At 69.4% G+C, this 12535-nt stretch carries 11 protein-coding genes; 4 read left to right on the forward strand and 7 right to left on the reverse strand.

What is annotated here, in order from left to right:
- Positions 1 to 68: 68 nt before the first annotated feature.
- The 3 genes from ahcY to ACZY0Y_RS01485 form a co-directional block, all read right to left on the reverse strand.
- The gene (ahcY, locus tag ACZY0Y_RS01475) at positions 69 to 1556 is read right to left on the reverse strand and encodes an adenosylhomocysteinase (RefSeq protein ID WP_463956545.1); all 1488 of its coding nucleotides are present in this window, start codon (positions 1554 to 1556) and stop codon (positions 69 to 71) included.
- Between the two features lie 123 nt (positions 1557 to 1679).
- Positions 1680 to 1943, reverse strand: a complete 264-nt coding sequence (locus tag ACZY0Y_RS01480) for a Trm112 family protein (RefSeq protein ID WP_463883602.1) — start codon at positions 1941 to 1943, stop codon at positions 1680 to 1682.
- A gap of 82 nt (positions 1944 to 2025) precedes the next feature.
- A complete protein-coding gene (locus tag ACZY0Y_RS01485; RefSeq protein ID WP_160669137.1) occupies positions 2026 to 2415 on the reverse strand; it encodes a DUF3499 domain-containing protein in 390 nt (129 codons plus the stop codon).
- A gap of 106 nt (positions 2416 to 2521) precedes the next feature.
- Between ACZY0Y_RS01485 and ACZY0Y_RS01490 the strand changes: the two genes are divergently transcribed.
- Positions 2522 to 3058 (forward strand): metallopeptidase family protein, encoded by a 537-nt coding sequence (locus ACZY0Y_RS01490; RefSeq protein ID WP_463883600.1) that lies wholly within the window; start codon positions 2522 to 2524, stop codon positions 3056 to 3058.
- 75 nt (positions 3059 to 3133) lie between these two features.
- On the opposite strand, the gene ACZY0Y_RS01495 is transcribed toward ACZY0Y_RS01490, so the two are convergent.
- Genes ACZY0Y_RS01495 through ACZY0Y_RS01505 form a run of 3 tightly spaced genes read right to left on the reverse strand, consistent with a single transcriptional unit; the run spans position 3134 to position 8809 of the window.
- The gene (locus tag ACZY0Y_RS01495) at positions 3134 to 4855 is read right to left on the reverse strand and encodes a DUF5719 family protein (RefSeq protein ID WP_463956546.1); all 1722 of its coding nucleotides are present in this window, start codon (positions 4853 to 4855) and stop codon (positions 3134 to 3136) included.
- On the reverse strand, positions 4848 to 8237 hold the full coding sequence (locus ACZY0Y_RS01500) for a glycosyltransferase (protein ID WP_463956548.1): 3390 nt from the start codon (positions 8235 to 8237) through the stop codon (positions 4848 to 4850). Before ACZY0Y_RS01500 ends, ACZY0Y_RS01495 begins: the two co-directional genes overlap by 8 nt.
- A gap of 29 nt (positions 8238 to 8266) precedes the next feature.
- Positions 8267 to 8809 (reverse strand): WhiB family transcriptional regulator, encoded by a 543-nt coding sequence (locus tag ACZY0Y_RS01505; RefSeq protein WP_463956549.1) that lies wholly within the window; start codon positions 8807 to 8809, stop codon positions 8267 to 8269.
- A gap of 350 nt (positions 8810 to 9159) precedes the next feature.
- On the opposite strand from ACZY0Y_RS01505, the gene ACZY0Y_RS01510 reads away from it, so the two are divergent.
- Entirely contained in the window at positions 9160 to 9864 is a 705-nt protein-coding gene (locus ACZY0Y_RS01510) for a TIGR03089 family protein (RefSeq protein WP_463956550.1), read from the forward strand.
- Between the two features lie 9 nt (positions 9865 to 9873).
- Here ACZY0Y_RS01510 and ACZY0Y_RS01515 read toward each other — a convergent pair whose 3' ends face one another.
- Positions 9874 to 10467: a GtrA family protein gene (locus ACZY0Y_RS01515; RefSeq protein ID WP_463883595.1), complete on the reverse strand. Its 594-nt coding sequence runs from the start codon at positions 10465 to 10467 to the stop codon at positions 9874 to 9876.
- Positions 10468 to 10768: 301 nt separating this feature from the next.
- Here ACZY0Y_RS01515 and ACZY0Y_RS01520 point away from each other — a divergent pair, with 301 nt between their 5' ends.
- Together ACZY0Y_RS01520 and purE are read left to right on the forward strand one after the other, a co-directional pair.
- A complete protein-coding gene (locus tag ACZY0Y_RS01520) occupies positions 10769 to 11917 on the forward strand; it encodes a 5-(carboxyamino)imidazole ribonucleotide synthase (RefSeq protein WP_463883629.1) in 1149 nt (382 codons plus the stop codon).
- Positions 11918 to 12003: 86 nt separating this feature from the next.
- The gene (gene purE, locus ACZY0Y_RS01525; protein ID WP_463956624.1) at positions 12004 to 12528 is read left to right on the forward strand and encodes a 5-(carboxyamino)imidazole ribonucleotide mutase; all 525 of its coding nucleotides are present in this window, start codon (positions 12004 to 12006) and stop codon (positions 12526 to 12528) included.
- Positions 12529 to 12535 lie beyond the last annotated feature (7 nt).

The following is a 12535-nucleotide window of genomic DNA, read 5'->3' on the forward strand; positions in this document are numbered from 1 at the left end:
CCCTCGTGGCAGTCACCCGCCGGTGCTGGGCCGTGGTGGCGAAGGCGTGGTGCGGCGGCCGGCGCGTCCTAGTAGCGGTAGTGGTCCGGCTTGTACGGGCCGGAAACCTCAAGGTCCAGGTACTGGGCCTGCTCCTTCGAAAGCTCGGTCAGTTCGACTCCAAGGGCATCGAGGTGCAGCCGGGCGACCTTCTCGTCAAGGATCTTCGGCAGCACGTAGACCTGCTTTTCGTACTCCCGCTCGCCTTCCGGCTGGTCTCGCTTGGTGAAGAGCTCGATCTGCGCGATCGTCTGGTTGGCGAAGGAGTTGCTCATGACGAAGGACGGGTGGCCGGTGGCGTTGCCGAGATTCAGCAGACGGCCTTCGGAGAGGACGATGATGGAGCGGCTGTCCTTGCCTGTGGCGGGATCGGCCTCCAGCACCCACTCGTGCACCTGGGGCTTGATCTCGACCTTCTTGATGCCCGGGATCCGGGCCAGTCCGGCCATGTCGATCTCGTTGTCGAAGTGGCCGATGTTGCCCACGATCGCCTTGTCACGCATCCCGGCCATGTGCTCGGCCATGATGACGTCCTTGTTGCCCGTCGTGGTGATGAAGATGTGGCCCCCGCTGAGGACGGACTCCAGCTTCGCGACCTGGTAGCCGTCCATTGCTGCCTGGAGGGCGCAGATGGGGTCGATTTCGGTGACGATGACGCGCGAGCCCTGGCCGCGGAAGGCCTCCGCTGCGCCCTTGCCGACGTCGCCGTAGCCGCAGACGACGGCGACCTTGCCGCCCATCAGGACGTCGGTGGCGCGGTTGATGCCGTCGGGCAGGGAGTGGCGGATGCCGTATTTATTGTCGAACTTGCTCTTGGTGACGGAGTCGTTGACGTTGATGGCCGGGAACAGCAGTTTGCCCTGCTCCGCGAGCTGGTAGAGGCGGTGCACACCGGTGGTGGTTTCCTCAGTGACGCCGAGCAGGCGGGAGCCGATCCGGGTCCACTTCTGCGGATCCGCCTGCAGCGAGGCGCGCAGCACCTCGAGGAAGACGCGGCCTTCCTCGGACTCGTCCTCTGCGGTGGCCGGGACAGCGCCGAGCGCCTCGACGTCGGTGCCCTTGTGGACCAGCATGGTGGCGTCGCCGCCGTCGTCGAGGATCATGTTCGGGCCGAGGTCCGGGTTGCTGTCCGCGCCGGGCCAGGTCAGGATCTGTTCCGCAGTCCACCAGTATTCCTCGAGGGTCTCGCCTTTCCAGGCGAACACGGGAACACCCTGGGGGTCCTCAACCGTGCCGTTGCCGACCACTACGGCGGCGGCGGCTTCGTCCTGCGTGGAGAAAATGTTGCAGGAGGCCCAGCGGACCTCGGCGCCGAGTGCCGTGAGGGTCTCGATCAGCACGGCGGTCTGCACCGTCATGTGCAGGGAGCCGGCGATCCGGGCACCCTTGAGCGGCTGGCTTGCGCCGAACTCCTCGCGCAGGGACATCAGGCCGGGCATTTCGTGCTCGGCGAGGCGGATCTGGTGACGGCCTGCCTCGGCCAGGGAGATGTCCGCAATCTTGTAATCGAGAGTCATTTGAATCCTTTGTTGTGGCCGGCGGGCAGGTCCGGGACCTGGCTGCCTGTGAAGTCGGTAGAGGTGCTTATCGGTGGCTGGAAAGTACTTCGAAGCCGAGCGGCAAAGCGATGGGCCCGGGGGCTAAGCGCCGGTGGGGCGGGAGGCTGCATCGGGCTTGGCTGCGTCGGGCTGGCCGCCGTCGTGCTGGAAAGCCGGGGCCGCCGCGGCGGCTGGAAGCAGTTCCGGCGGCAGCAGCAGGGGGATGCCGTCCTCGATCGCGTAGCGCAGCTTCTCTCCGGAAGGGCCGGCCGTGGTGGTGACGAGTTCCTCGCCGTCCTGCACCAGCGGCGAACCGGTCACGGGGCATCTCAGGACAGACAACAGTTCGGGACTGATCTTCGGCATGGTGAACGCTCCCTGGTGGACGCCGCAGCAGGCGCCGGTGGCTTACGGATTTTGCAGTTCCCAGCCTACCGCCAGTTGCCGCCTACGAAGGTTCGCGCAGGACGCGCAGATGGCCCCGGCGGGTGCCTTCGGCCCCGGCAGGAGCTTCAAGGGCCGGATGGACGCTGCGCTGGCCCTGGCCGGATTCCGGCGCGGCGGGCCGCGAGGCCGCTTCCCGGACGGCATTGGCGAGGGCGAGGAGGTCATCGGGGCCGGGACCTGCGGGGGTGGCCGGCATGGCCAGCCGCATCACTTCCCAGCCGCGCGGGACCGTCAGGGACCCGGCGTGCTGTTCACACAAGTCGTAGCAGTGCGGCTCGGCATAGGTTGCCAGGGGTCCCAGGACCGCGGTGGAGTCGGCATACACGTACGTCAAAGTGGCCACCGCTGAGTTGCGGCAGGCTGACCTTGAACAAAGACGAATTGCACCCACGACATCACAGACTACTCCCCCGCGCCGCCGGACGGCGCCCGGCGCGCTGACGGCGGGTCGGGGGGCCCGTATCGCGTAAACCATTCGCCGGGTTTAGAGTCGAGATATGCAGTCATCGCACCACGATCCGGGTTTTACGGTCCGCTTGGCTGAAAGCGACGCCGGACGTCACGACGCCGGTTCCCCGGCGGGCGGTTCAGGGCGCCCCACGGCGGCCCGGGGGTTCCGCCAGCGGCGCAGGAACCGGCACGGCCGCGGGCTCCGCGGCGAGATCATGCTGCCCACACTGCCCGGCTACCGTACCCGCTCCGACCGCTTCGACGACTTCGTCCTCGACTCGGCCGAGCGGCTGCACGACATTTGGGGCAAGCCGCTGGACGGCGTCCGTTTCGCCGTCGATGAGATTCCGCCGGGGCTCGAACAGCTCGTGGCGGACCGGGCTCCTGCCCCCATGGGTTCCTACTCCCCCGCCACGGCGGACGAGGGTCCCGTGATCACCCTGTACCGCCGGGTCGTCGGGCAGGCCTGCGTGACCCGCGAGGAACTTCAGGACCTGGTCCATGACGTTGTGGTGGAGTACACGGCCGAGATGCTTGGTGTGCCGCCGGAGTCACTGGACCCTGTCTACCGCCGCCGCTACTAGGGCGCCCTGCTGGACCCCACTACCGGGCCGCCGCTATCCGGCTGCCGCGGGCGGAACTACGCTGCCCCGGCGTGCTCAGTAGCCGAGCGTGACCGGGACCTGCTCCTGGCCCGCCACTCCCGGGGCAATGGCAATAGTTGAAATGTCCTGTCGGCCGTCCTGCTGCAGCAGGACCGCGCCGTAGGCGGGATCGCCCGCGGCGGACACCAGGTAGCCGACAAGCTGTGAGCCCTCGACCTCGGCGGGGACCTTGATGGAGGCAGTCGTGCCGCCGGCGATGTCGGCGGCTGCGGCCGCGCGGATTTTTCCATCCGCGGTGATCGGCGTGTAGGAAATCGTGGCGCGGCCCTCGGGAGCGCCGAAAATGAGGAAGCGGTCCCCTGCGCCCGGGACCGGCACAACGTGTTGGCTTCCCAGCCTCGCCGACGCCGCCGACCACGCGAAGTCGGAGGCGTCTTCGGCTTTGAGGCCCCTGGTGACACGCGCCGCCGCAGTGAAGGAAACGTCCGAGCTGACGGCCACCGTGTAAGGCCCGGCCGGCACGCCGGCGAGCGGAACCTGGGTGACGGATCCAGCCTTCGCCGTGACCACGCCGCCGCCGGGCAGGGCCTTCTGGCCGTCCCGTCCGAACAACTTGATCGCGACGACGGCGTCGGCCGACCCCGGCACCGTGATCTGCAGGGCAGGTCCGGCATCCGCGAAACCGGACTTCCCGGTGAGATCCGCCAGCCCGGCGGGGTCCTGGATGTCGACACCGGAGACCACCTGGCGGAGCGCCGGGGCCGTGGCGGGGGCGATGAACTCCACACCGCCGGGCGTCAGCCCCCGCAACACGCTCTGCTGGATAACCGCTGCCACGGGTCCGCCGGCGCTGCGCACCCGGACGCTGAGTTGCTCCTGCCCCGGAGCGAGCCCGGCCAGGATAACCGAGCGTGTGGTGCCCGGTGCGACGAGGAGTCCACGGCTGCCCGGGGCCTGGAGGGGGCCTTTGGCTCCGAAGAGATCGAGGCTGACTGTGGCCGGGCTGCTGGAGGCGTTGCTGAGGTTCAGTACGGCCGTCCGGCCCAGCGCGGTGTTCGCACCGACGAGCCAGAGATCGTTGGCAGGCTGCTGGCAGGCGGCGGCCGCCGAACCCCGGAGGTCGCCGTCCTCTGCTGTGTAGCGCAGGACGGCCCCGGCGGCGGGCTGGCGGTCGCCCTGTGCATCGGCGCTCAGGACGCTCACACCATCGACGCCGCGCTGGGATACGACGCCGGCCAGTGGCACGGAATGAGCGGGTTTGGGCGCCGCCGTGGCGGGGCTTGCGAACGCCGCTGTGGACTTGGCGAGTTCAACCAGGGTGCTGCCGGTGAGTGAAGCGAGCCTGCTGCCGGGCAGGACGCCGGCACCGGAGCCCAGCACAAGGGCATTGACCTCGGTCTTGGCGGTGGCGGACTCGGGGCTGAACTGCGGATCGGTGCCCACGGGCGCGCCTTCGAGCAGCCGGGCCGGCCCCGGGCAGACGCCGATGCTGCTGCCCGCCGGGACGGCCGCCAGCGGCGCCGCGATGGACCGGCTGCTGCCGGGACCCTGCGGGGTGAGCGCCGTTGCGGACACGAGTCCGCCGCCGGCAGCGACAAGGACGGCGGCGGAAAGGACGCCACCCAGCCGCCGGGCGCGCGGAGTAGCCGTCGGCCGCGACAGGAGCGACACGCGTGTCCTGCGCCCGGTCCGGCCGGGGACGCCGGCGTCGTCCGGGGTGTCCGGGGTCTCCGGGGCGTCCGGAGCGTCGTTCGCGGGGTTGTCGTCCCTAGGCATCAAGATGTTCCTTACGCAGGGAGCCTTCGTCCCTGGACAGGCCGGTGTTCGGCCGGCGGGCAGGCATGGGGATGGCAAGCAGGGCGGTCAGGCCAATGATGACGGCCTGGGCGACGCCGGTCCAGACGGCCCAGTGTGCCTCGTAGCGGAGACTGAGCCGGCCGCCCTCGGCGGGCAGGGTGAAGGCCTGCGCCCACCCGGACGTGGTGGCGGTGAGGCGGCGGCCGTCGAGCCAGGCACTCCACCCCGGATCGGCGCGTTCCGCCAGCACCACGAGCCGGCCTTCCGGTCCGGCGGGAACCGCGGCGTCCGCGGACACCGCCTGGGACGGGACCAGCCCGACCGCTGCGCCGGCGCCGTCGACAATCCGCACGCGGTGCGCGACGTCGGCGGCCTGGATCACCGGCTGGTTGAGGGGACTGATCCGCCACAGCCAGCCGACGTCGGTCTTACCGACGGCGACGAGGCCGGGGACGGCGTCCATCCGGCTCGCGGTCAGCTGGGCCGCGGTATCGGCGGCCCGCAGAACCACAAAGCCGACGCCGAGCCGCTCGAGCTCTGCGCGGGGATCGACGCCCTGACCGGCCACGATGGTGGCCACAACATTGCGGACGGAAGCCACAACGGCGTCGTCGTCACGCACGGTCTCCTGCCCCGGCTCCCCCATGATCGGGCGGGCGGCGGCAATCGTGGACAGGGCATCAAGGGTGGTGCCGGCACCGCGCATCAGCGCGGCGTCGAATGTTCCGTTTTCGCCGGTGGAGATGATGAGGGTGCGCGCCTGTTCCGGCCCCTCGCCGCGGTCGATGGCCGTTGCCGGGAGGCTCCGGGACTCGGCCGGCTGCACAAGCCTCCAGGCGCCCAGCGAGGCCGTGCCCGGTGAATCAGTGCCGGCCAGCCCGGAGGCCGGTTCCGCGCCGGGCATGCCTGCGGCCTCGGTGGCCTGCGGCAGGACGTTTTGCGCGGCCCATACCGTAAGGCCGGCCAGCGGGCCTGCCAGCAGGAGGATCATGGCCGTGACCGCGGTGGCGCGGGTGAGGACCTTGCGGCCCATCGTTGCGGCGGCGGCCCGGTCCGCGGCGTCCAGCAGGCCTGCCGCGCCGATCAGTGACGCCCCCAGGATGGCGAAGGCTGCGGCCGAGACGGCGGGTCCCGTGAAGGGAGTCACCAGGACGTTGGCGCTGACTCCCGTGGCAACCTGGCCGCTGAGCCAGCCGCCGGCCAGCACCATCAGTGCGGCGGCCCAGAGGGCCCGGGCACTCCGCGGTGCACGGCCGGGCAGGAACAGTGCAGCCACGGCCAGGAGCACGACGGGCAGACCGATCAGGAGGGCGAGCAGGAGCGCCCACGGCACGGCAGTGCCTGCGCCGAACGCCGGGAGGCCGGTGAGGCCGCCGTCGGCCGCGAAGCGCAGCGGCTGGCCCAGGGCCTGTTGCCACAGGGGTGCGGCGTCAAAGCCCAGCGGCAGGCCGGGGTCTGCAAGGAGGGCGCGGGGCCGGTCAATGGTGGAGGCCAGGAACGGTACGAACAGCGCAAGACTGGGCAGCAGTGCCCACCAGACAGTCCGCCCGCGACGGCCCAGGAGCGTGCCGCAGAGTGCCACGAGGACGACGCCGGGCAGCAGCAGCGATGGTGCTGCCGCGGTGACGACCGCCAGCGAAAGGCCGGCCGCGGCGGCGGCGGTCCAGGAGGGTGTGCCGTTGATGCCAGGTTTCGCCGGGGGCGCTTCGGTGAAGCGCCGCTCCCCGGGGGCCGGAACGGCGTAGCGGCCGCGTCCCGCGGCGGTGCCGGTGGCCCGCAGCAGGGCGAGCACCAGCAGGGGCATCACGACGTGGACAACCAGGGCCCCGACGCGGCCCTGGTTGAGCGCCACCTGCAGGGCAGGCGCTCCGGCCCACACGAGGGCTGCGGCGAGGCGGAGGCGGCGGCGTTGCGTCAGTGCGCCGGCCGCAAACCAGGCGCCGAGGGCGGAAAGCGGCATGGCCAGGATCAGCAGCCAGCCGAGTGCGCTGTTGGCATTTCCGGCACCGAGCACGCCGAGGACCCACAGGACATAGCCGAAGGGGTCGCCGTGGCCGGGAAGCCCTGCGCCGAGCGTGACCCACCAGCCGGAGGCATGGTTCCAGATTTCGCCCAGACGCAGCGAGACGGGAATCATCGCGCCGCCGGAGACGGCTTCTGCCCGGAAGATGTTGAGCAGGCCGATCAGCGAGGCAGCGGTGGTGACCAGGATGGCGAGCAGCGCGCCGTTGCCCACCCAGCCACGATCGGAGGTGGTGAGTGCGGCGAAGTCGTCGTCCGAGTCGCCGGTGGGCTGTTCGGCCAGCGGGTCGTTCCCGGTCAGGCCTTCCCCGGAATCGTCCGCGCCGATGGCTTCCATCAGTGAGCGGCGGTGCGACCAGACCTCACGCCGTGGGGTCTGCAGCCCCTTGATGACAGAACGCCGGATGCGGCGCGTCCGGGCAGCGTTTCGCCGCCCCCGGATCACGGCTCCCGGGCGTCCGAGGGCGCCGAACGTGGCCAGGAGCTGCGAGAAACCGTGGCCCGGATCTTTCACCGCGATGCTCAGGACCAGTTTGAAAATGCTGCCCAGCAGGGCGCCGGCGGCGTGCAGCGGAACCTTCCAGGCCGGGGCGTGCTTGAGCCGGAGGTGCACCTGCGCCTTGCGGGCCGCCGTCGCGTTGCCCAGGGCGTGCGGGCGGTGCAAGACGTGGAACATCCTTGCGCTGGGGACCACCACCACCCGGTGTCCGGCCAGCCGGTTGCGCCAGCAGAAATCGACGTCGTCGCCGCTGCCCGGCAGGGCGGGGTCGAAGCCGCGGAGGTCCTCCCAGACGTCGCGGCGGACCAGCATGCCGGCGGAGTTGACGGCGAACGTGTCGCTGCGGCCGTCGTATTGTCCCTGGTCGAGCTCGTCGGCTTCGATGAGGGTCAGCCGCTCGGCCCAGCGGCTGGTGGAGAGCCCGACGTCGATCAGCCGGCGCTCGTGGTACCAGTCCAGCTGCTTGCAGCCGGCCACCGTGACGGACGGAGCGCGTTCCACCGCTTGGAGGAGTTCGGCCAGGGCTTCGGGAGCGGGGGCGGCGTCGTCATGCAGCAGCCAGATCCACTCGGCCGGCCCACCGGCAACGGTGCCGCCGACGGAAGTGCCGCCGCCCCACGGGGCGAGCGCGCTGAGGCCTGCCTGCACGGCCCCGCCCATGCCGCTGCGGGTCTGGTCTAAAACGGTGACGTTGGCGGCGCCGAAAGCCTGTTCGAGGAGCGCCGCGGACTGGTCGCGGGAACCGGTGTCAACGCCGATGCAGCTGTCCGCGGGCCGGGTTTGAGCCGCCAGCGCCGCGAGGGTCCTGGGGAGAAAGTCTCCGCCGTCGTGGGAAACCACGACGGCGGTGACTCGTACTACCTGAAGAATTAGATCGCTCGCTTCCTAAGCCGGCGCCGCTCGCGCTCGGAGAGGCCACCCCAGATACCGAAACGCTCGTCGTTGGAGAGGGCGTATTCGAGGCACTGGGAGCGGACGTTGCACGCCCCGCAGACCTTCTTGGCGTCGCGGGTGGAGCCGCCCTTCTCAGGGAAGAACGCTTCCGGGTCGGTCTGTGCGCAGAGCGCGTCCGTCTGCCAGCCCAGCTCGCCTTCATCGTCGAAGTCCTGCTGGGAGGGCAATCCGATCCATACCGGCTGCGTGGTGGTGCCCGCGTGGAGGGTCTGGAGTTCCATCGGTGGATCGTGAAGGTCGTTGCCCTGGTCCGGACGGGCCAGTAGTTCGTCATGCGCCGCGAGGAAGGCGGTCGCCTGGTCCTGCAGCGAGTCTTTGGTGTGTTCGTTATAGCGGTCCGCTGCGTCGGGATCGGCCGGATCTACATACCAGTCGCTCGGCACTCCGCGTGAACGGTACTTGGCCGTGGCCTGCCCAGCAACGACGGCCTCTTCATGGATACGCTCTGCTAGCCCCATTGGCGTTCCCTCTCTGATTTGCAGCCCTTGCCTGACCCTTGAACACTCGGTTGAGTGCCGGTTTCCGCGCATTGGCCTTCGATACCTAATTACACGTGTGTAAGTATCCAGGAGTCAAGCCACGGCGGAGATAATAATCAACTTGAGACCCAAAGCCGGGGCACGCCACGCCCGGGATTTTTCGGCCACACCCCGGAGAACGCGCAGAATAATCAGGGTACTGAGCACTTTGGAGAATTTTTGCTGAATTCACGGGGAACTTCCCGGCACGGTCCGGGGCTGCCCGCCGACGGCGACCGGGATGCGTATGACAGAGATCACACGAGCGGCCGCCGTGGCAAGATGAACCCATGAGCATCCCGGCAATCGAACTGATGACAGCCCTGCGTTCCGGCCAGTCGACCTCCCCCCGGCTCACCTGGTACGGGCCTGATTCCGAGCGGGTTGAGCTCTCCGGCCGGGTCCTGGACAACTGGGTGGCGAAGACTTCCAACCTGCTGCAGGACGAACTCGACGCCGAACCCGGGACGCGGTTGCGGCTGGACCTGCCGGCCCACTGGAAGTCAGTAATCCTTGCCCTCGCCGCCTGGCAGCTTGGCATGGAGGTCGTGTTCAACGACGCCGGGGCGGACCTGCTGGCCACCGCCGATCCGGGTCCCGGGGCGGCGCAGGGGGCTTTCGACGCTGTCCTGGCAGTGGCACTGCCGGCGTTGGCAATGCGGTGGCCGGGCGAGCTGCCCACCGGCGTCGTCGATTATGCCGCCGAGGTGCGCTCCCACGGCGACGTCTTTATGCCACACGTGGATCCGGAAGCCTCGCGGCGTGCCGTGCTGGCCGCCGCGGGAACGGAACACACCCACGGCGGACTGCTTGACGGCTTCGCGGCGGCGCACGCGGACGGCGTGCGGCTGCTGGTGCCCGCCGGCGAAGGCCTGGAAACAGCCCTCGCCCACGCCCTGGGTGCCTGGAAAGGCGACGGCTCCGTGGTTCTGGTGCACCCCGGCGTTGCGGTGACGGCGAAGCTGCTCGCGGACGAACGCGTCAATGGCAGCTGAGCACTGTCCCTAGGCCGGCGGGCCCGGCAGCCCGGAATCCTTGGCGGTGCGGCTCCCGGCGACTGGGCTGTCCACGCTGCGACTCCCGACCACGGGGCCGGGGTGGGTGTGCGGGTGCAGTTCGATGATTTCGTGGTCGTGGGAGAACTCCGGCTCTTCGTCGAGTTCCTTGTTGAAGACCAGGAACCGGTAGGCGAAGAAGCGCACCACTGTGGCGACCAGGATGCCAACGATTCCGGCGGCGAACAGCATGTTCTTGTCCGTGACACCGAGACTGTACTTGGCGATGGCGGTGAACCCGGTGGAGATACCGATGCCGATGCCATTGATCAGGATGAACATCGCGAACTCGCGGATCACATTGTCCTGGCGGCGGTGGCGGAACGTCCAGAAACGGTTGGCAATCCACGAAAAGATGGTTGCGATGGTGGCGCCGACGAAGCGGGCTTTGGCCTCGCTGTCGGTCATCGGCCCGTGCATCAGGTAATACGTGAGTCCGTTGTCAATGATGAACGCAACACCGCCCACCGCACCGAACTTGGCCACTTCGCGCCAGAAGAGCGAGGCAAGCCCGCGCAAGCGCTCGGTAAGTGTAGTAATCATGACCCTCCGTGGCCTTCTTTGAACTGTCGGCCATTGGGCCAAGGGCCCATTTTAGCGCCGATTGCCATCCCCGCGCCCCGGCACGCGGCCCCGCGGCCGCAACCACCCGGGTCGAAAGCCTGCCGGCCGGCGGTCATCAGCCCGGCGATATCCCCCGTCGAACCGCGCCGGAAAGCGGCCGACGACGGCCCGGAACCAGCACCGGGACTGCCAAAAGCCGGGTTATGGCGAGGTTTTCGGTAGGCTGGGACTTGTGACTTTTCCTGTGATCGGTGTGGTTGGCGGCGGCCAGCTCGCCCGAATGATGGCCCCGGCGGCCACCGCCCTGGGCTTCGAGCTCCGCGTCCTTGCCGAAGGTGAGGACGTCTCAGCCGTCTCCGCCGTGGCCCATGCCCCGGTCGGTGACTACACCGACCTCGACCATCTCCTTGAGTTCTCCCGCGGCCTGGACGTCCTGACGTTCGACCACGAACACGTCCCCACCGAACACCTGCGGTCCCTGCAGCGGGCCGGCGTCAACGTCCACCCCGGACCGGATGCACTGGTCAACGCCCAGGACAAGCTCGTGATGCGGGCGGCCATCGACCGGCTGGAGCTGCCCAATCCGCGCTGGGCCCCCGTCGACGACGTCGCCGGGCTGATCGCCTTCGGCGGGGACACCGGCTGGCCGGTCGTCCTGAAAACCCCGCGCGGCGGCTACGACGGCAAGGGCGTGCGGATCGTGGACTCCGCAGCCGACGCCGCGGACACCGCGGACTGGTTCGAAGCGATGTCGCCGCTGCTCGCGGAGGCCAAAGTGGAATTCAGCCGCGAACTCTCGGCCCTCGTTGCCCGGACCCCAGACGGCGAGGCGCGGGCCTGGCCCGTGGTGCACACCATCCAGGTCGACGGCGTCTGTGACGAAGTCATCGCCCCGGCCCTGGACATCCCGCTGGACGTCGCTGCCGCGGCGGAGAACGCCGCCCTGCGGATCGCCAGCGAACTCGGCGTCACGGGTGTTATGGCCGTGGAACTGTTCGAGACCCCGGGGGTGGGTGCCGGCTTCCTGATCAACGAACTCGCCATGCGTCCACACAACACCGGCCACTGGACCCAGGACGGCTCGGTGACAAGCCAGTTTGAACAGCATCTCCGGGCCATCCTCAATCTGCCGCTCGGCGCCACGGACCTGCTGGGCCCCGTTGTGGTCATGAAGAACTTCCTGGGCGGCGCGAACCGGAATCTGTTCTCCGCATACCCAGCAGCCCTGGCCAGCGAACCCGCGGCGAAGGTCCACTGCTACGGCAAGGCCGTCCGGCCGGGCCGCAAGATCGGCCACGTTAACCTCGTCGGAGGCTCCGTTGCCGACGTCGACTCCGTGCGCGAACGCGCCACCACGGTCGCCAACATCATCCGGAATGGAACGGCCCAGTCCCGAACCGCTGCGGGAGCCCACGAGGAGAACCCATGAGCGCCAGCAACACAGCCCCTTCCAGCGACGTCCAGTTCCCCGCAGCGTCGGACACCGGCGACGACGCCCCGATCGTCGGACTCGTGATGGGCTCGGACTCCGACTGGCCCGTGATGGAGGCCGCCGCCGAGGCCCTCGCCGAATTCGGAATCCCCTTTGAGGCCGACGTCGTCTCCGCACACCGCATGCCGCTGGAAATGATCCGTTACGGCCAGACGGCCCATGAGCGCGGGCTGCGCGTCGTCATTGCCGGCGCCGGCGGCGCCGCCCACCTGCCGGGCATGCTCGCCTCTGTCACGCCCTTGCCGGTCATCGGAGTCCCGGTGCCACTGAAGACCCTTGACGGGATGGACTCCCTGCTCTCCATCGTCCAGATGCCCGCCGGCGTCCCGGTCGCAACCGTCTCCATCGGCGGGGCCCGGAACGCCGGCCTCCTGGCTGTGCGCATGCTGGCCGCCGGCACGGATCCGCTGGCCGCCCGGCTCCGGACCGAGCTGCTCGACTTCGCCCAGGAGCTCAATGACGTCGCCACCCGGAAAGGCGCGAACCTGCGGCAGAAGGTGAGCGAAGTGTTCGCCGACGCAAACGTCGTCACCCGGGGCAGCCGTTAAGGATTAC

It is taken from the genome of Pseudarthrobacter kochi (assembly GCF_055412805.1).

Excerpts from the sequence above, each read along its gene's own strand:
- ahcY (WP_463956545.1), bottom strand. The coding sequence starts at position 1,556 with ATGACTCTCGATTACAAGATTGCGGACATCTCCCTGGCCGAGGCAGGC.
- ACZY0Y_RS01480 (WP_463883602.1), bottom strand. The coding sequence starts at position 1,943 with ATGCCGAAGATCAGTCCCGAACTGTTGTCTGTCCTGAGATGCCCCGTG.
- ACZY0Y_RS01490 (WP_463883600.1), top strand. The coding sequence starts at position 2,522 with ATGCAGTCATCGCACCACGATCCGGGTTTTACGGTCCGCTTGGCTGAA.
- ACZY0Y_RS01495 (WP_463956546.1), bottom strand. The coding sequence starts at position 4,855 with ATGCCTAGGGACGACAACCCCGCGAACGACGCTCCGGACGCCCCGGAG.
- ACZY0Y_RS01505 (WP_463956549.1), bottom strand. The coding sequence starts at position 8,809 with ATGGGGCTAGCAGAGCGTATCCATGAAGAGGCCGTCGTTGCTGGGCAG.
- ACZY0Y_RS01510 (WP_463956550.1), top strand. The coding sequence starts at position 9,160 with ATGAGCATCCCGGCAATCGAACTGATGACAGCCCTGCGTTCCGGCCAG.
- ACZY0Y_RS01515 (WP_463883595.1), bottom strand. The coding sequence starts at position 10,467 with ATGATTACTACACTTACCGAGCGCTTGCGCGGGCTTGCCTCGCTCTTC.
- ACZY0Y_RS01520 (WP_463883629.1), top strand. The coding sequence starts at position 10,769 with ATGATGGCCCCGGCGGCCACCGCCCTGGGCTTCGAGCTCCGCGTCCTT.
- purE (WP_463956624.1), top strand. The coding sequence starts at position 12,004 with ATGGGCTCGGACTCCGACTGGCCCGTGATGGAGGCCGCCGCCGAGGCC.